Annotated in this window: 14 protein-coding genes; 7 read left to right on the forward strand and 7 right to left on the reverse strand. The window is 65.1% G+C overall.

The annotated features are described in order from the left end of the window. Nucleotides 1-107 precede the first annotated feature (107 nt). The 3 genes from K3175_RS08295 to tsaD are packed head-to-tail and all read right to left on the reverse strand — an operon-like array spanning nucleotide 108 to nucleotide 3,648. Entirely contained in the window at nucleotides 108-1,625 is a 1,518-nt protein-coding gene (locus K3175_RS08295; protein WP_221542883.1) for a lipopolysaccharide biosynthesis protein, read from the reverse strand. Continuing rightward, entirely contained in the window at nucleotides 1,622-2,611 is a 990-nt protein-coding gene (locus K3175_RS08300) for an NAD(P)H-dependent glycerol-3-phosphate dehydrogenase (RefSeq protein WP_221542884.1), read from the reverse strand. Before K3175_RS08300 ends, K3175_RS08295 begins: the two co-directional genes overlap by 4 nt. Further along, nucleotides 2,608-3,648 carry a tRNA (adenosine(37)-N6)-threonylcarbamoyltransferase complex transferase subunit TsaD gene (tsaD, locus tag K3175_RS08305; RefSeq protein WP_221542885.1) on the reverse strand — a complete coding sequence of 347 codons (1,041 nt, stop codon included), beginning with the start codon at nucleotides 3,646-3,648 and terminating at the stop codon, nucleotides 2,608-2,610. Before tsaD ends, K3175_RS08300 begins: the two co-directional genes overlap by 4 nt. Before the next feature lie 45 nt (nucleotides 3,649-3,693). Here tsaD and hemC point away from each other — a divergent pair, with 45 nt between their 5' ends. From hemC to K3175_RS08320, 3 genes are read left to right on the forward strand one after another with little or no spacing between them, the layout of a single operon-like run. After that, nucleotides 3,694-4,635, forward strand: coding sequence for a hydroxymethylbilane synthase (hemC, locus tag K3175_RS08310; protein WP_221542886.1), 942 nt, complete (start codon nucleotides 3,694-3,696; stop codon nucleotides 4,633-4,635). Further along, nucleotides 4,632-5,318 carry a uroporphyrinogen-III synthase gene (locus tag K3175_RS08315; RefSeq protein WP_221542887.1) on the forward strand — a complete coding sequence of 229 codons (687 nt, stop codon included), beginning with the start codon at nucleotides 4,632-4,634 and terminating at the stop codon, nucleotides 5,316-5,318. The genes hemC and K3175_RS08315 overlap by 4 nt, the downstream gene beginning before the upstream one ends. 24 nt (nucleotides 5,319-5,342) lie before the next feature. Beyond that, nucleotides 5,343-6,236, forward strand: a complete 894-nt coding sequence (locus K3175_RS08320; protein ID WP_221542888.1) for an MICOS complex subunit MIC60 — start codon at nucleotides 5,343-5,345, stop codon at nucleotides 6,234-6,236. 3 nt (nucleotides 6,237-6,239) lie between these two features. Here K3175_RS08320 and K3175_RS08325 read toward each other — a convergent pair whose 3' ends face one another. Continuing rightward, nucleotides 6,240-7,454 (reverse strand): FAD-dependent monooxygenase, encoded by a 1,215-nt coding sequence (locus tag K3175_RS08325; protein WP_221542889.1) that lies wholly within the window; start codon nucleotides 7,452-7,454, stop codon nucleotides 6,240-6,242. A gap of 52 nt (nucleotides 7,455-7,506) precedes the next feature. On the opposite strand from K3175_RS08325, the gene K3175_RS08330 reads away from it, so the two are divergent. Then, complete coding sequence (locus K3175_RS08330) at nucleotides 7,507-9,576, forward strand: protein-disulfide reductase DsbD family protein (protein WP_247710830.1); 2,070 nt, start codon at nucleotides 7,507-7,509, stop codon at nucleotides 9,574-9,576. Here the strand turns inward: K3175_RS08330 and K3175_RS08335 are convergent. From K3175_RS08335 to uvrB, 3 genes are all read right to left on the reverse strand, one after another. Then, a complete protein-coding gene (locus K3175_RS08335) occupies nucleotides 9,512-10,135 on the reverse strand; it encodes a hypothetical protein (protein ID WP_221542890.1) in 624 nt (207 codons plus the stop codon). The two genes, K3175_RS08330 and K3175_RS08335, sit on opposite strands and share 65 nt — an antisense overlap. 31 nt (nucleotides 10,136-10,166) lie before the next feature. Continuing rightward, nucleotides 10,167-11,681, reverse strand: a complete 1,515-nt coding sequence (locus K3175_RS08340; protein WP_221543188.1) for a S10 family peptidase — start codon at nucleotides 11,679-11,681, stop codon at nucleotides 10,167-10,169. 70 nt (nucleotides 11,682-11,751) lie between these two features. Beyond that, the gene (gene uvrB / locus K3175_RS08345; RefSeq protein ID WP_221542891.1) at nucleotides 11,752-13,959 is read right to left on the reverse strand and encodes an excinuclease ABC subunit UvrB; all 2,208 of its coding nucleotides are present in this window, start codon (nucleotides 13,957-13,959) and stop codon (nucleotides 11,752-11,754) included. 100 nt (nucleotides 13,960-14,059) lie between these two features. Between uvrB and K3175_RS08350 the strand changes: the two genes are divergently transcribed. From K3175_RS08350 to K3175_RS08360, 3 genes are all read left to right on the forward strand, one after another. Beyond that, a complete protein-coding gene (locus K3175_RS08350; RefSeq protein ID WP_221542892.1) occupies nucleotides 14,060-14,611 on the forward strand; it encodes a DUF3617 domain-containing protein in 552 nt (183 codons plus the stop codon). A 21-nt stretch (nucleotides 14,612-14,632) separates the two neighbouring features. Further along, nucleotides 14,633-15,412 carry an esterase/lipase family protein gene (locus K3175_RS08355; RefSeq protein ID WP_345719341.1) on the forward strand — a complete coding sequence of 260 codons (780 nt, stop codon included), beginning with the start codon at nucleotides 14,633-14,635 and terminating at the stop codon, nucleotides 15,410-15,412. Nucleotides 15,413-15,476: 64 nt separating this feature from the next. Next, on the forward strand, nucleotides 15,477-16,904 hold the full coding sequence (locus K3175_RS08360) for a circularly permuted type 2 ATP-grasp protein (RefSeq protein ID WP_221542893.1): 1,428 nt from the start codon (nucleotides 15,477-15,479) through the stop codon (nucleotides 16,902-16,904). Nucleotides 16,905-16,908: the final 4 nt, after the last annotated feature.

The raw sequence follows: 16,908 nt of genomic DNA on the forward strand, positions 1-16,908 counted from the left end.
TTGTGGCTAAAATAGGGCAAGAGTCAATTGGCGTTGCATGATCGGCGCAGCGCACAGCGCTGCAAACCACGATAAGTGGCTGACATGATGATGGAAATTTTAGATTGTCAGGCTTGCTGGTCGGGCAGCGTCTCGTCGCCCGATTTGGCCTTTTTTCGACTGAAAAGGACGCGATCTTCCGGGCCGAAGCCGCGCTTCCAGATCACATAGCCATAGGTCGCCAGGATTGCGGGGACACCCAGCGCCAGTTCGGCCCATTCGGGCAGATAGGTCACCAGATAGCCCACCAGCGTCGCCGGCGCGGCAGCATAAACGAGCGCCCAGCGCCAGTTGTTGATCCCGTGGCCAAGGATTTTGGTCAGCAGCAGCGCTTTAACCAGGCTGGCCACGCCGAGCGCGATCATCAACGCCATGGCTGCGGCGGCTGCCTTGAACGGCTCGCCATAGCCGTAAGCCATGACCACCTTGATAAGGATGATGGTGAGCACGGCCTGCAAGGCGATCGTGGCAATCGAGATCCACAGATTGCGGACCCGTGCGACATAGACCAGCACGGCTTCCGAAACGACGGCGGTCGCGGCCACCACTTCGGCCAGCAGCAATAAAGCGAGCGCGCCGGTGCCGCCCACGGCATCCGGCCCGAACAGACCCATGATCGCTTCGCCGGGAACGCCCAGCGCAAGGCCGATACCCGCCTGCGCGGCGATGATCCAGAAGCCCACCTGGCAGACCTGCTTGGCGATGGCCGCGTAATTCTTGGTCTTGAGGTTCTTGGTGATGACCGGGCCAAGGATGGGCTCGAAGCTGGTCTTCAGTTTCTGCGGCAGGCTGGCGACCTGCTGTGCCATGTAATACACGCCGACGGCAGAAGGCGCGGCGAACAGGCCGAGGATGAAGACGTCGACCCGGCGTGTGCCCCATTCGATCGCGTCGGCGGTGGCCAGCGGCAGGGCGCGCAGCACGATCTTGCCCATGTAATTGGGGCTGGGCCGCCAGCCCAGCGGCTTCCCATAGCTGCGGAAGAAGGCCCATAGCCCGGTGGCCAGGCCCGCATAGATCGAGACGAGATAGGCCATCGACAGGCCCGATTCAGACAGCACGGGCACGAAATAGAACGCGCCCGCAGCGATCGAGATGGTCCAGGGCTCCACGATCGCCCGCGCGCGAACGGTGGTGGCAATATCGTATTTATAGGCCTGCGCGGCGAGCACGATTTCGGTCAGCGCATAGCCGGGAATGGCCAGCACTATCAGCCGGTCGAGCTCGGTATTTTCGCCGCTCGGGAAAAGCGGGGCAGGGACCAGCCAGAAGAAGGCGGCAGCGATCCCGGAAAACAGCAGCGCCAGCAGCATCCCGTCATAGACGAGATTGGCGGGATGGTATTTTTCGCCATCGGACAGCCGCTGGGCGAGGCCGCGCTTTTCGCCCATGGCGCAGATCAGCGCCGTCAGTTCGACCACCACCAGCGCGGAGGCGAAGCGCCCCGTGGCATCAAGACCGTAGAGGCGGCCCGCGATAAAAAGGAATGGGATGCGCGCCAGCAGCCGCAGCAGGAAGCCGAGGACGTTCTGCTTGCCGCCCTTGGCGAGAGCGGACAGGTCTTCGTCATTGGTGGCTTCTGTCACCCGGCGGCTTCCTGTTCGGCCTTCAGCGGACGGGCAAGCAGGCCCTGCACGACTTCGCGCGGATCATCCCCGCGCAGCAAATCGTAGACCGCCGTGACGATCGGCATGGCGATCCCGTGGCGCGCCGCGAGTTCCACCAGCACCGGCGCGGTATGCGCGCCTTCGGCGACCGTGCGGCGGTCGGCCATGAGGTCCTGCGCGCTCTGGCCTTCGCCTAGCGCCTTGCCGAGCGAGAAATTGCGGCTGGAGGTGGAGGAGCAGGTGAGGACGAGATCGCCCAGCCCGCACAGGCCGGTGAGCGTTTCCGCCCGCGCGCCCTTTTCCTCGCCAAAGCGCAGCATTTCGGCATAGCCGCGCGCGATCAGCGCAGCGCGGGCATTCTGGCCAAGCTGCAGCCCGTCGACCACGCCGCAGGCGATGGCGAGGACGTTCTTCACCGCGCCGCCGATTTCCGCGCCGGTCACATCGTCCGAATAGTAAGGACGGAAAGCCTGCCGCGCGATGGCGGGAGAGATGCGCTTCCACTGCGCCTTGCCGCCGCTGCAGGCGAGGGTCACGGCGGCGGGCAGGCCGCCGGCAACTTCATGGGCGAAGGTCGGGCCGGAAAGCACGGCAATCTCGCTGCCGGGCGCCGTGTCGCGGGCGACTTGGTTCATCAGCCGGCCCGACCCGGCCTCGATCCCTTTGGAACACAGGATCAGGTCGCGCGGGTGGCCGGGCATGGCTTCGAGCACGCCGCCCATATGCTGCGCCGGAGTGACCACCAGCAGTGTATCCAGACCGGCCATTTCGGCAAGGTCGTCCGTCGCGCGAATACTTGGCGCAAGTGCCGCGCCGGGCAGATAGGTCGAATTGGTCCGGCTCGAATTGATTTCCTGCATCAGCGCAGCCTCGCGCGCCCACAGCAGCACGTCGCTGCCGTCGCTCGCCACCATCTGCGCCAGCGCCGTGCCCCATGCGCCTGCGCCAAGAACACCCGTCTTCATGCCTTCACTCCTGCCCCGCGCACCGGTTCCGCCCCGGCATCGAGCGGCCAGCGCGGCCGGGCCGAGATGTCGAGCGGATCACCTGCGAAATCGGGTAGCCCCAGCCGTTCGATCCCCGCCCATGCGATCATCGCCGCATTATCGGTACACAGCTTGGGCGGCGGCGCGGTGAAGCGCATACCGTGCTTTTCCGCGAGTTCTTCCAGCGCCGCGCGCACGGAAGCGTTAGCCGCCACGCCGCCTGCCACCACCAGGGTCTCGCAATCCTGCATCTCCGCCAGCGCGATCCGCAGCCGGTCGACCACGCAATCGATCGCCGCCTGCTGAAAGCTCGCGGCGATGTCTTCGGACTTGTACTTGCCGCTCTCATGGGCGCGCAGCACGGCGCTTTTCAGTCCGGCAAAGCTGAAATGCGGTTCGCCGCTGCCGACCATCGGTCGGGGCAGGGGTACGGCTTTCGCATCGCCTTCCTTCGCCGCGCGTTCCACGGCAGGCCCGCCGGGAAAGCCGAGGCCGAGGATCTTGGCGGTCTTGTCGAAAGCTTCGCCAAGCGCATCGTCGATCGTGGTGGCAAGGCGGCGATAGCCTCCCACGCCGTCAACCCGCAGGATCTGGCAGTGCCCGCCCGAAACCAGCAGCAAGGCGTAGGGAAAGTTGAGCTCGCCATCGGCCAGACGCGGGCTCAGCGCATGGCCTTCCAGATGGTTGACCGCGATTAGCGGGACATTGCTCGCCATGGCCAGCGCCTTGGCACTGACGAGACCGACCATCACGCCGCCGATCAGGCCGGGTCCGGCGGTGGCGGCGATCCCGTCCAGATCTCCCAGCGCGACATCGGCATCGCCCAGCACGGCCTCGATCATGGGGGCGAGCCGTTCGGCATGGGCACGCGCGGCGATTTCGGGGACCACGCCGCCGAAGGGCGCGTGTTCTTCATCCTGCGAGGCGATGCGCTGCGCCACGATGCGCCGATCACCATCGACCACGGCCACGGCGGTTTCGTCGCAGGAACTTTCTATGCCCAGAACCAGTGTCATTGCGCTTTCCCTTAGCGTTATCGCTCGCTAGGGCAAGCGCGCGCCATGTCAGACAGAACGCCAGCACCCGCTCCCTTCCGCCTTGGAACCCGCCGCTCGCCGCTTGCCATGGCGCAAGCGCACGAGGCGCGCGCCCGGTTGTGCGCCGCGCATGGCTGGGATGAAAACCGCGTCGAACTGGTCCCGGTGATCGCCAGCGGCGACAAGATCCAGGACCGCCCGCTGGCCGATATCGGAGGCAAGGCGCTGTGGACGCGCGAGCTCGACATCTGGCTCGCGGAAGGCCGGATCGATGCGGCAGTCCATTCGATGAAAGACGTGGAGACGATCCGCCCTGCGGAAATCGCGATCGGCGCGATCCTGCCGCGCGCGGACAAGGCGGATGTGCTGCTGGGCGCAAGCTCGCTCGAAGCCATTCCGCAGGGCGCCCGCGTCGGCACCAGCGCGCCGCGCCGTGCCGCACAATTGCTGAATGCCCGCCCGGATCTTGAAGTGGTCGGCATCAGGGGCAATGTCGCCACGCGTATGGCGAAACTCAATGCAGGCGATGCCGACGCGACTTTCCTGGCTGCCGCCGGGCTGGCGCGGCTGGGCGAAAATTCGGTCGGTACGAGGCTCGATCCCGAAGAATGGCTGCCCGCTCCGGCACAGGCGGCCATCGGCCTCGAATGCCGCGCGGGCGACGATCAGGCGCGCGAGATACTTGCCGCCATCGACCACGGCCCCAGCAACGAGGAAGTCATGCTCGAACGCGCGCTGCTCGAAGGGTTGGGCGGCACCTGCCACAGCCCCATCGCCGCGCTGACCCGGCGCGAAGGCGACGTGCTGCACCTGCAAGCCGCCATCTACAGCCCCGATGGCGCGATCCGCATTACGCGCGAAGGCCGTTTCGCGCCCCGCGATCTCGACGGCGCACGGCAATTGGCGCGCGATCTGCTGGCCGAAGCGCCAGAGCATGTCGCGGTGCACTTCGGCGGCGCGGCATGACCCGGCCGCTGTTCGTCTTCCGCCCCGAACCGGGCCTGCGCGTTACGCTGCAGACTGCCGATGCGGCGGGCTTCGATGCCTATGGCTGCCCGCTGTTCAAGGTCGAACCGGTCGAATGGAGCGCGCCCGACCGCAAGGAATACGATGCACTGCTGGTAGGCAGTTCGAACGTCTTCCGGCACGGCGGGGCGGGGCTGGACAAGCTTGCCGGCCTGCCGGTCTATGCGGTGGGCGAGGCAACAGCGGAAGGCGCGCGCGAAAAAGGCTTCATGGTCACGAAGACCGGCAAGGGCGGGCTCCAGAACGTGCTCGACGAAATTGCCGGGCGCGAACTTCGCTTCCTGCGGCTTGCCGGCCAGAAGATGATCGATCTGGACCGGCCCAAGGGGATCGAGATCGATACCCGCGTGGTCTACCGGACACGGGCGCTGCAGATGTCGCCTTCGGTCAGCAAGCTGCTGCGCGAACAGGGCGGGGTGGCGCTGCTGCATTCGGGCGAGGCGGCTGGCCGTCTTGTCGATGAATGCGACCGGCTGGGCATCGATCGCAAGACCATTACCGTGGCCGCGCTCGGCCCGCGCATAGCGGGTATGGCGGGCAAGGGCTGGGAGGCCGTACACACCGCGCCCCAGCCGCTCGATGCCGAGCTACTGGCCATGGCGCAGGGTTTGTGCCAAGGCTGAGCGGGGTTCGCGAATTGGAGCGGAATGGACGATTTTTCGACTAATCGGCGCGCACGTCGCAGCAGCGTGAAGCCTGTGTTACTGGCCGTGGTGGCGTCTTTCGCGCTGGGCGCGGGCGCAGTCGGCTATTTCGCGTGGCGCGACCGCGCGCCCCAGGACGGCACGGAGCCGGCCCAGCAGCTGGCGCAGACTGTCGCCGAAGAACCGCGCGCAACCGGATCACCAACCCCCATGCCCAGCGCCGCCGAGCGTGCCCAGGCCGCCGATACGGTCGAGCAGATGGCCGAACAGCAGGGCGGGATCGACCAGCGGCTGGCCGCCGCCGAACAGCGTCTGGCCCGGCTCGATCTGCAGGCGCAGGCCGCTGCCGGCAATGCCGCGCGGTCCGAAGGGCTGCTGATCGCTTTCGCCATCCGGCGCGCTATCGATAAGGGTGCGCAGCTTGGTTATCTTGCCGATCAGTTGCGGCTGCGTTTCGGCGATGCCTTGCCCAACGCCGTCAACACGATCCTGACATTCTCGCGCGATCCGGTGACGCTCGATCAGCTTACCGCCCGCCTAGACGGGCTGTCGCCGCAGCTCCAGTCGGGTGACCAGCGCGGCGGGTTCGAACGCTTTACCGAGGAACTCGGCGCCCTGTTCACCGTCCGCCGCGAAAGCGCGCCATCTCCCCAGCCGGAAATGCGTATCGAGCGCGCGCGGCTGTTCCTGATGAGCGGGCGGACCAGTTCCGCCATCGCCGAAGTGCGCAATATGCCCGGCGCGCGCAATGCCCAAGGGTGGCTGCGCGATGCCGAACGCTATGCCGCGACGCAGCGGGCGCTGGACCTGATCGAAACCGCTGCCGTGCTGGAGCCGCGCCGCCTGCGCGATGGCGCGGGCAATCGCATATCGCAGCCGAGCCCGGCGGAAGAATAGGCCTCAGCCCTTCATCAGCTCTGGAACGTCTCCCGAAACGCCGCGCGCTTCGTCCATAAAGAACTTCTTGAGCCACCCGGTCCGCTGGACCCCGGCCATGCCCAGCCGCCGCACGGCGCTGGCGGTCTTGCCGGGGACGCCGAAAATGCGTGTCAGCGTGTCGGTTGCGCCCATCACCATTACGGAATCGAGCGCGCGCCACTTTTCATAGCGTTCGAGCACCTGCGCATCGCCCAGATCGAGGCCCAGCCTGCGGGCATCGCCCAGCACTTCGACCAGCGCGCCAACGTCGCGCAGGCCGAGATTGAGGCCCTGGCCCGCAATCGGATGCATCCCATGTGCGCTGTCGCCGATCAGCGCCATGCGCTGGTCCACGATCCGCACCGTATGCTGGAAGCTGAGCGGATAGGAAGAACGCCCGCTGTTCAGGGAAAGCTTGCCCAGGATGGTGCCCATCCGCTTTTCCACTTCGGCGAGAAAGGCGCGGTCGCCCATCTTCAGGACGCCGGCGGCATCCTTGTCATCCACCGTCCATACCAGCGCGCTGCGATGCTCGCCCGCCGGACCGTCGAGCATGGGGAGCAGGGCAAAGGGCCCGTCCTGGTAGAAGATCTCCCACGCCACGCCGTCGTGCGGCTTGGAATGGTTGAGCCCGGTGATGATCGCACGGTGCGAATAATCCCAGCTCGCCATTTTCAGCTCGGCGTCCTCGCGCGTGGGCGAACCGCGGCCTTCGGCACCGATCAGGAGATCGGCTTCGAGCACCGTGCCGTCTGCCAGCGTCGCGCTGACGGTAAAGGCATCGCGGTGGCGCTCTACCACTTCGACCGGCGCGTGCATGGCAATCAGCGGTTCGTTTTTCGCAGCATCGTAGAGCGCGATGCGCAGCTGGCGATTGGCGAACATGCGGCCCAGCGAACCTTCGTGCGGTTCGGGGCGGAAATCGATGCGGCCCGGTTTCATCTGGTCCACCACCGCGATCGCTTCGATCGGGCAGCCATGCGGCTCCAGCGTTTCGGCCAGGCCGATATTGCGGAAGAGGCGCCAGCTCGCCGTCGAAATCGCCGAGGCGCGGCCGTCGAAGCCCTCCGCAGTGAGATCGGCCGGATCGGCCCGGTCGACGAGGTGGCTCGAAAGCCCCTGTTTCGCCGCCGCCAGCGCCAGTGTGGTGCCGACGAGGCCGCCGCCGAGGATGAGCAAGTCGCGCTTGTCTGTCATGGGGGCAATCCCTAATGCGCTGAGCGTGACCGACGCAAGGACAATGGACGTGATGCGCGCTTTTTGGCTCGCTTTCCTGATTGCGCTTGCCTGTTTTGTCCCGTCCACGCTGTCGGCCCGCGAGGCGCGCTTCGGTGACGGCAATATCGCGGTCGAGCTGCGCGCCGATGGGGAGCCGGTGGCCGGCGAAACCTGGATGCTGGCGCTGCGTTTCACGCCGTCGAGCGCTGAATGGCATGGCTATTGGTCGAACCCGGGCGATGCGGGGCAGGGCATGTCGCTCGAACTGGATCTGCCGCAAGGCTGGCAGGCGGGCGAACCGCTGTATCCGGTGCCTCAGGTGCTGACCATTTCCGGGCTGATGAACCATATCTACGAAGGCGATTATGCCGTCCTCGTGCCGGTGGAGGTGCCGCAGGGGGCGGATGTGGCAGCCGCGCCGCCGGTGACGGGCTTTGTTTCCTATCTCGCCTGCACCGACCGGATCTGCGTGCCGCAGGATGCCGTGCTGCGGGCACGCACGGGCGGCGATTTTCGCCAGTGGCAGGCCGCCGTGGCGCCGCTGCTCGACCGGGATGCGGTCTATGAGGTTTCGGGCGACCGGCTGCGCGTGGGCGTGCCGCTGCCTGCCGAGCTGGACGTGGGCGATTTGCATCTGTTCATGAAGACCGCCGATTTCGGCAGCGGCCTCGCGCCCGATTATGCCGCCGTGCAGACTTTCATCCGCGAAGGCGATCTGCTGGTCGTGGAACTGCCGCTAAAGCGCCGCCCGGGCTTCGATGTCGCCCCGCTGCCGGAACGGATCGAGGGGATCCTCTCCTTCGGTGAGGGACAGGCGCTGCGCTTCGGCGCGGTGCAGGGGGACGTGCCGCTGGAAGGAGTGAAGCCGATCAGCGGCGGCGGGGCGGACACGCCCGCGTTGTGGGTGCTGCTGCTGGCGGCGCTGGGCGGCGGATTGCTGCTCAACATCATGCCCTGCGTCTTCCCGATCCTGAGCCTCAAGGCACTGGCGCTGGCCAAGGCCGGGGGCGACGAGATGTCGGCCCGGCGCGACGCGCTGGCCTACACGGCGGGCGTGATAACCGCCTGCGCGGGGCTGGGGGCGGCGATCCTCGCGCTGCGCTCGGCGGGGGAGCAGGTGGGCTGGGCCTTCCAGCTGCAGGAGCCGCGCGTGGTCGGCGCGCTGTTCCTGCTGGCGGTCGCCATCACGGCGAATTTCCTCGGCCTGTTCCAGGTGCCGGGCATGGCGATCGCGGGCGGCAGGGCCTCGATGCGCGGGTCGTTCGGGACCGGCCTGCTGGCGGCCTTCGTGGCGACGCCTTGCACCGGGCCCTTCATGGCGCTGGCGCTCGGCGCGGCGCTGGTGCTGCGCCCGGTGGAGGGCTTTGCCATCTTCACCGCGCTGGGCGCGGGACTGGCGCTGCCATTCCTGCTGCTCGGCTTCATCCCGGCGTGGCGGAGGAAACTGCCCAGGCCGGGGCCGTGGATGGAACGGTTCCGCCGCTGGATGGCGCTGCCCATGGCGCTGACCGTGCTGGCGCTGGCATGGCTGCTATGGCGGATTGCCGACGATCTGTGGTTGATCCTGCTTGCCGTGCTGACGGTGATCCTGCTGGCGCTGCTCGCCTCATTGGGTCAGCGACAGGGCAGGGGGCTGGGCGGCGGCAAGTTATTCTTCGCCTGCATCGTTGCTTTGGCAATTTTCGCCATCTCCCTCTTCCCCCAGCCGCAGCCGCGCGCATCCACCGAGGACAGCCTGCTCGCCCCGCGGCCCTTTTCCGAGGCCGCGCTGGCCGAGGCGCGCACATCGGGCAAACCCGTCTTCGTCTGGTTCACCGCCGACTGGTGCGTAACCTGCAAGGTCAACGAAAGCGTCGCCATCGAACGCGAGCAGACGCGCCGGGCCTTCGAGGAGGCGGGTGTCATCACCCTGCGCGGCGACTGGACGCGGCGCGACGAGGAGATTGCGGGTTTCCTCGCCCAGCAGGGCGCGGCGGGCGTCCCGCTGTACCTGTGGTATTCACCCGGCGCCGAGGCCGAGCAATTGCCGCAGGTGCTTACGCCGGATCTGCTGGCTGATCGGGCGCGGGAAGAAACGGATTCCCCGCTCCCGGCTCGCTGAGTTCGGCCCCCGGCAACGCTTCCGGCGCGTCCCGCTCGCCCAGCGAATTGATGCAGCGATTGATGAAATCGCCCGGCGCATTGCTGGCGTTGAGGATCACCGAGCCCGCGCCGGGGATCGTCGCCTCGACGCGGTTGCGTCCGGTCAGTACTTCCAGCCGCGGATCGTCGGCGGCGGTCCGGCCGCGCCACAGCCACGCCTCGCTGCCTTCCGCCCCGTCCTGTTCGGCATCGACCCACAAGCGTTCAACATGGCCATTGCCGATCAGCGCCAGCACCGCCTTGGCATTGGCATCGGCAGCGACATAACGCGTATAGACCAGCTGCCCATCCTGGCAGGCCAGCGAGAGCAGCGGCGCTTGGCCCGGCAGACCGTAGAGCAAGCGTCCGCTCTTGGGGCTGGGAGCCCAGGCCGCGCCTTCTGTGTCGGGCGAGGCGATCGGCGCGCGCGGGGCGGTGCGTTCTTCCTTGATCACCGCGCGGGCGAGGTAATCGTCCGATGCGGGCGGCTTGCAGGCAGCCAGGGCGAGCAGGGGAAGCAATGCGAGTGTGCGAACCATGTGCGCCCCTATGCCCAGCTTTCTCCCAGCGTCAACGGGCGCGGATGAAGGCGCGCAAATCGGCAGAGAGTTTTGCCCGGTCCTCGTCGCGAATATACATCATGTGGCCGGCATCGTAATAATGGAACTCCACCCGGTCCTGCGGAATGCCGGTCCGGTTGAGCGAATATTCAGCGCCGAAGAAAGGCGTGGCGAAATCGTACCAGCCCTGGCCCACGAAGGTGCGCAATCCGCTGTTTTTGCGCATCGCCTCGCCCACGAAGGGCGCAACGTTGAGATAGGCCCCGCGCTGGCGGCCCGATAGCGACCAGTTCCAGTTCATGCCCGGCTCGGACCCGATCGACTGGTATTCGCGGTCGGTCCGGTAACCCAGCCCATCGCGCAGCCAACTGTTGATCGCGGCGGTGTAGCCTGCATCGATGCCGTAGAAACTGGGATCGTCATCGGGATATTCCCCGGCGCTGTCGAAATCCGTGCCGGTATAGCGCGCATCGAGCCTGCCGATGGTCAGCCCCTGATCGCGCAGCAATTCCTTGTAGAACCGCGGGGCGGTCACGCGCAGATCCGCATTGTCGAGATAGCTCTCCGAAAGGCCGGTCAGCCGCGCCATCTCGGCGCGGACCGAGGCGCGTTCCGCTGCGGGCAGATCCTGCCCCTTCAGCAGGGCGGTGGCGAACGGCCCGATGGCGAAGCGGCGCGCGTCTTCCACGATCGCCTCGACCGAGGGGGCCTGCGCCTTGCCGTGATACCATGCCGCCGCCGCCATGTTGGGCAGCGTCATGACATAGGCCATTTCATTGCCCGGCGTGGGCTCGCGCGCCGCGAAATCGAGAATGGTCGAAACGAGGATCAGGCCATTGAGGCCGACATCGTTATAGGTCCGCCCTTCCAGCTCGCGCGCGACCATGGCGGTGCGGGTGGTGCCATAGCTTTCGCCGCCCAGATATTTGGGGCTGTTCCAGCGCCCGTTCTCGTTCAGCCACAGGCGGATGACCTTGGCCACGGCCTGCGCATCTTCTTCCAGCCCGTAATATTTCTTCGGGTCGGTGCCTTCGGTAAGATGGCTGAAACCGGTGCCCGGCGGATCGATGAAGACGAGGTCCGCGACATCCAGCAGGCTGTCGGGATTGTCGACGATGGGATAGGGCGGCGCGCCGTCGTCCTTCGCATCGGAGGGAATGGCCACGCGCTTGGGACCCCAAGCCCCCATCTGCAGCCAGACCGATCCCGATCCCGGCCCGCCGTTGTAGATGAAGAACACCGGGCGCGAAGCATCGCGCGGGCTCTTCACATAGCTGGTGGTTACGATCACCGCTTCGGGCGTGCCGTCATCCGCTTTCAGCACGGTATCGGATACCGTTGCGCGGTAGGATATGCGCTGGCCGCCGAATGTGCCGGTCAGGTCCTGCGTGCGGACCTGCGGCTCCACCGCTGCGGCTGCCGCGCTGGCAGCGGGCTTGGCATCGTCCTGCGCCATGGCGGCGGCGGGCAGCAGCGCAAAGGCGCTGGCGGCAAGGGCCCGGAAAATCGGGCGGCGGCTGGTCATCATGGCAAATCCCCTCAATCGGGATAACCTATGCCTGCCGCCGCGAAGCAGCGTCAAATACGCTCGTCGATCAGGGTTTGCCGCCCATCCTTTTATAGCGCGTTTTGCCGTAACGATCCTTGCGCGTGCCCGGGCGGCCTGCATCGCTGCGGCCGACGCGGGGGGCCTTCTTCTCTGCGTCGCCCAAGCCAAGCTCGTCGTTTTCCAGCTTGCGGATCTCGTCGCGCAAGCGTCCGGCTTCCTCGAATTCCAGATCGGCGGCGGCCTTGCGCATCCGCTTTTCCAGATCCTCGATATAGGCGCGCAGATTGTGGCCGACCAGATTGTTGCGCTCGGCATCGCCCGTGTCCACGGTCACGCCGTCCTGCGCGGCGCTATGCGCCACGATATCGGCGATATCGCGCTTGATGGTCTGCGGCGTGATGCCGTGTTCCTCGTTATAGGCTTTCTGCTTTTCGCGGCGGCGGTCGGTTTCCGCCATCGCGCGTTCCATGCTGCCGGTTATGCGGTCGGCATAAAGGATCACGCGGCCTTCTACGTTACGCGCGGCGCGGCCGATGGTCTGCACCAGGCTGGTTTCGGATCGCAGGAAGCCTTCCTTGTCGGCATCGAGAATGCAGACCAGTCCGCATTCGGGAATGTCGAGTCCTTCGCGCAGCAGGTTGATGCCCACCAGCACATCATAGACGCCCAGGCGCAGATCGCGGATCAGTTCGATACGCTCCAGCGTCTCCACGTCACTGTGCATATAGCGAACCTTCACGCCCGCTTCGTGCATGAATTCGGTCAGATCTTCGGCCATGCGCTTGGTCAGCGTGGTGACCAGCGTCCGGTAGCCCATCTTGGCGGTCTTCTTGCATTCCTCGATGCAATCCTGGACCTGGTCTTCGACCGGCTTGATCTCCACCGGCGGATCGATGAGGCCGGTTGGGCGGATCACCTGTTCGGCGAACACGCCGCCGGTCTGTTCCATTTCCCATGTGCCCGGCGTCGCCGAAACGCAGAAGGTCTGCGGGCGCATCGCGTCCCATTCGTTGAAGCGCAGCGGGCGGTTGTCGATACAGCTGGGCAGACGGAAGCCGTGTTCGGCCAGCGTGATCTTGCGCCGGTGGTCGCCTTTAGACATCGCGCCGATCTGCGGCACGGTCTGGTGGCTTTCATCGACGAATAGCAGGGCGTTTTCGGGCAGATATTCGAACAGTGTCGGCGGCGGTTCGCCCGGCAGGCGGCCGGTCAGGAAGCGGCTGTAATTCTCGATCCCCGCACAGCTCCCTGTGGCGGCGATCATTTCCAGATCGAAATTGGTGCGCTGTTCCAGCCGCTGGGCCTCCAGCAGCTGGCCTTCGGCATGCAGTTCCTTCAGCCGCTCGGTCAGCTCGAACTTGATCGCCTCGCTGGCCTGCTTCATCGTCGGCCCGGGCGTGACATAGTGCGAATTGGCATAGACGCGGACCTTTTCCAGGCTCGCGCCCTTCTTGCCGGTCAGCGGGTCGAATTCGCTGATTTCTTCGATCTCGTCGCCGAAGAAGCTGACGCGCCATGCCACGTCTTCATAGTGGCTCGGGAAGATTTCGAGATTGTCGCCGCGCACGCGGAAATTGCCGCGGGCAAAGGCGGCATCGTTGCGCTTGTATTGCAGCGCCACCAGCTTGCGGATCAGTTCGCGCTGGTCGACCGTGTCGCCCGTCTTGATGTCGAAGATCATCGCCGAATAGGTTTCGACCGATCCGATACCGTAGAGGCACGATACCGAGGCCACGATGATCACATCGTCGCGTTCCAAGAGGGCACGGGTGGCCGAATGGCGCATCCGGTCGATCGCCTCGTTTACGCTGGATTCCTTCTCGATATAGGTGTCGCTGCGCGGGACATAGGCTTCGGGCTGGTAGTAATCGTAATAGCTGACGAAATATTCGACCGCGTTTTCGGGAAAGAAGCTTTTGAATTCGCCATAGAGCTGCGCGGCCAGGATCTTGTTAGGCGCCAGGATCAGCGCGGGGCGCTGCAATTCCTCGATCACCTTGGCCATGGTGAAGGTCTTGCCCGACCCGGTGACGCCCAGCAGCACCTGCGTCTGTTCGTCATCGCGCGCCGATCCCACCAGTTCGGCAATCGCGGTGGGCTGGTCCCCGCTTGGGGTATATTCGCTGACTAGCTTGAACGCCTTGCCCGGCATCGACTTTTCCGGCCGCGCGGGCTTGTGAGGGACGAAATCGCCGGTGGTATCCGGTTCTTCCAGTCCCCTGCGAATTACGAGGCCAGTGGTGGGTTCTGTCATAGGCGCACATATGGGGAACGCGGGGCAGGGCTGCAACGCCTGTTACGCGCCGGCCGGATATGCTAGCGCCGCAGCCGAATTATTCAGAGGATCAATGCCCATGCTTCGTTTCGTGACCACCGCCTGTGCCGCTCTTGCGCTGGCCGCCTGTTCTTCCGGCAGCGACGAGGTGGACGCCGATGGTGACGGCACGGTTTCCACCGAAGAAGCGAAGCAGGCCGCCGAAAAGGTCCGCCCGCTGCAGCCCGGCGAATACAAGATGAACATGGAACTGGTCGATCTGACCGACCCGACCATGAGCGCGGACGAAATCGCGCAGGCCAAGCAGTTCTTCTCCTCGATGAGCGGGATGGCCCCGGCTCGCTGCCTGACCGAGGAAGAAGCCAATGAAGGCATGGCCGGCATCGCGCAGGGTCTGCAGGACGGCAATTGCACGGTCCAGAACATGACCGCCGATGAAGGCGGCATGCGCGGCGACATGACCTGCAAGGGGCAGAACGGCGATGCCAAGGTCAATATCGACACCACCTCGACCGGCACATCGTCGCAGATGACCATGCGCGTGGCGGAGCCGACTGCGGACGGCCAGGAAAAGACCACCACGATGAAGATCGGCATGACACGCGTCGGTGACTGCGCGAAGGAAGGCTGATCCGTTCAGGAACCCGCCATCGTGAGAGCGCATTATAGCTCCACGATGGCGACCTTACCTTTTTACGAACAACGCGCGGAATGGGGCCGCCGGCTGGCGCTGGCGGCGGAACCGTGCGCGGACGATGCGCGTCCGCCCAGTCTCCGGCTGTTTTTCCGGGAGTGGTTGTATCCATTCCTGCCGATCAAGAGGGTGTTCGGGCCCAAAATCGGAATAAAACCGGCGGCAAAACCGCAGACTGTGATGCTCCTGCCGGGCTTCGGCGCGCACCCCATCCGCATGCGCTGGATGGCCAGGCAGCTGGAAAAAGCGGGCCATGAAGCCAAGCGCTGGGGGCTGGGATACAATCTCGGCGCGACCGAATGGCGCTTCAAACGTGTCGAGAAGCGCTTGAAAAAGCTGTATAAAAGACGCCGCGAACCGATCACGCTGGTGGGCTGGAGCCTGGGCGGGGTGATGGCGCGCGAACTGGCGAAGCTGCATCCCGAAAAGGTCGCGAAGGTCGTCACCATGGGCTCCCCCTTCTCCGGCAGCCCCCGCGCCAACAACGGCTGGCGCGCCTACCAGGCCATCGCCGGCCACCGCGTCGACGAGCCCGAGATCGACACTGTCGTTTCCGAAAAACCTCCTGTAGAAACAGTGGCTTTCTGGAGTCCTTGCGACGGAATAGTTGCGCCGAAATGCGCCTGCGGCAAACCGAATGAGCGCGACCGCGCCGTCGCGCTGCGCTGTAGCCACATGGGTTTCGTCATGACGAATGAAGCCATGACAGCGCTTCTTTCGGAACTGGACCGCCACTGAACCCTTTATTCGGATAGGGCCGCAGACATTTCGTCATGTGGGTCAGCTTGCATCCAGGGGGCACATGAGCGGCGGAGCCGAATTCTTCAACGAAATGCGCGAGCCAGATGGGTCGGTAAGGTCCGCCTATTCAAACTATTGCCAGTGGTATGACGGGCAGGATCCCAAGCTTCTGCGGCGCAAGCACTCGGAAGCGGAAACGAATTTCCGCAAGACCGGGATCACTTTCAACGTTTACGGCGAAGACGAGGCGGAAGAGCGCCTGATCCCGTTCGACATGGTCCCCCGCATCATCGACGCCGCTGAATGGCGCCGACTATCGCGCGGGATCGAGCAGCGAGTCTCGGCCCTCAACGCTTTCATGCACGATCTCTACCACCGGCAGGAAATCGTGCGCGCCGGGCGTCTGCCGCAGCGCTTGCTCCGCAACAACGAGGCATGGCTGTCCAACATGGTCGGCTTCACTCCGCCCGGCGGCGTATACACGCACATCACCGGGATCGACCTGGTGCGTACCGGGCCGGATGAATTCTATGTTCTAGAAGACAACGCTCGGACCCCTTCTGGGGTCAGCTACATGCTCGAAAACCGCGAAACCATGATGGCGATGTTTCCCGAGCTTTTCTTGCGCTGCCAAGTGGAAAGCGTGTCGGATTATCCGCGTCGTCTGGCTAAAAGCCTTGCCGCTTGCGCGCCGAGTTGTGCAGGCGACAAGCCGGTCGTGGCGGTCCTCACTCCGGGCATCTACAACTCGGCCTATTTCGAACATGCGTTTCTGGCCGACCAGATGGGTGCCGAACTGGTGGAAGGCAGCGATCTGCGGGTCATCGACGGCCGGGTCGCGATGCGCACAACCAGCGGATACAAGGCAGTCGATGTCATCTATCGCCGGGTCGACGATGAATTCCTCGACCCTCTCACGTTCAATCCGGACAGCGTGTTGGGCGTACCCGGCATCATGGACGTCTATCGTGCTGGCGGCATTACCATCGCCAACGCGCCGGGAACGGGTGTTTGCGACGACAAGGCGATTTATTCCTTCATGCCGGAGATCGTCGAATTCTATACTGGCGAGAAGCCGTTGCTGCCGAATGTCCAGACTTGGCGCTGTGCCGATGAAGACAGCCTCAAATATGTGCTCGACAATCTGGCCGAACTCGTCGTCAAGGAAGTGCACGGTTCAGGCGGCTACGGCATGCTGGTAGGGCCCGCTGCGACGAAGAAGGAAGTCGAGGAATTCCGCGCCAAAATCGTGGCCAACCCATCTAACTACATCGCCCAGCCAACGCTTTCCCTTTCGACCTGTCCGATCTTCACCAAGAAGGGACTTGCCCCGCGACATGTCGATTTGCGGCCCTTTGTCCTCATGTCCCCCGACAAGATCGACATCACGCCGGGGGGACTGACGCGTGTCGCGCTGAAGGAGGGGTCACTGGTCGTGAACTCCAGCCAGGGGGGCGGCACCAAAGACACCTGGGTGCTGAAAGACTGATATG

The sequence above is a fragment of the Qipengyuania aestuarii genome (assembly GCF_019711535.1).
Lineage (GTDB): Bacteria > Pseudomonadota > Alphaproteobacteria > Sphingomonadales > Sphingomonadaceae > Qipengyuania > Qipengyuania aestuarii.

Bases quoted from the DNA above. Each gene is read 5' to 3' on its own strand.
- K3175_RS08335 (WP_221542890.1), bottom strand. From the start codon at position 10,135: ATGGTTCGCACACTCGCATTGCTTCCCCTGCTCGCCCTGGCTGCCTGC.
- K3175_RS08320 (WP_221542888.1), top strand. From the start codon at position 5,343: ATGGACGATTTTTCGACTAATCGGCGCGCACGTCGCAGCAGCGTGAAG.
- K3175_RS08350 (WP_221542892.1), top strand. From the start codon at position 14,060: ATGCTTCGTTTCGTGACCACCGCCTGTGCCGCTCTTGCGCTGGCCGCC.
- K3175_RS08315 (WP_221542887.1), top strand. From the start codon at position 4,632: ATGACCCGGCCGCTGTTCGTCTTCCGCCCCGAACCGGGCCTGCGCGTT.
- hemC (WP_221542886.1), top strand. From the start codon at position 3,694: ATGTCAGACAGAACGCCAGCACCCGCTCCCTTCCGCCTTGGAACCCGC.
- K3175_RS08340 (WP_221543188.1), bottom strand. From the start codon at position 11,681: ATGACCAGCCGCCGCCCGATTTTCCGGGCCCTTGCCGCCAGCGCCTTT.
- K3175_RS08325 (WP_221542889.1), bottom strand. From the start codon at position 7,454: ATGACAGACAAGCGCGACTTGCTCATCCTCGGCGGCGGCCTCGTCGGC.
- tsaD (WP_221542885.1), bottom strand. From the start codon at position 3,648: ATGACACTGGTTCTGGGCATAGAAAGTTCCTGCGACGAAACCGCCGTG.
- K3175_RS08300 (WP_221542884.1), bottom strand. From the start codon at position 2,611: ATGAAGACGGGTGTTCTTGGCGCAGGCGCATGGGGCACGGCGCTGGCG.
- uvrB (WP_221542891.1), bottom strand. From the start codon at position 13,959: ATGACAGAACCCACCACTGGCCTCGTAATTCGCAGGGGACTGGAAGAA.
- K3175_RS08330 (WP_247710830.1), top strand. From the start codon at position 7,507: ATGCGCGCTTTTTGGCTCGCTTTCCTGATTGCGCTTGCCTGTTTTGTC.
- K3175_RS08360 (WP_221542893.1), top strand. From the start codon at position 15,477: ATGAGCGGCGGAGCCGAATTCTTCAACGAAATGCGCGAGCCAGATGGG.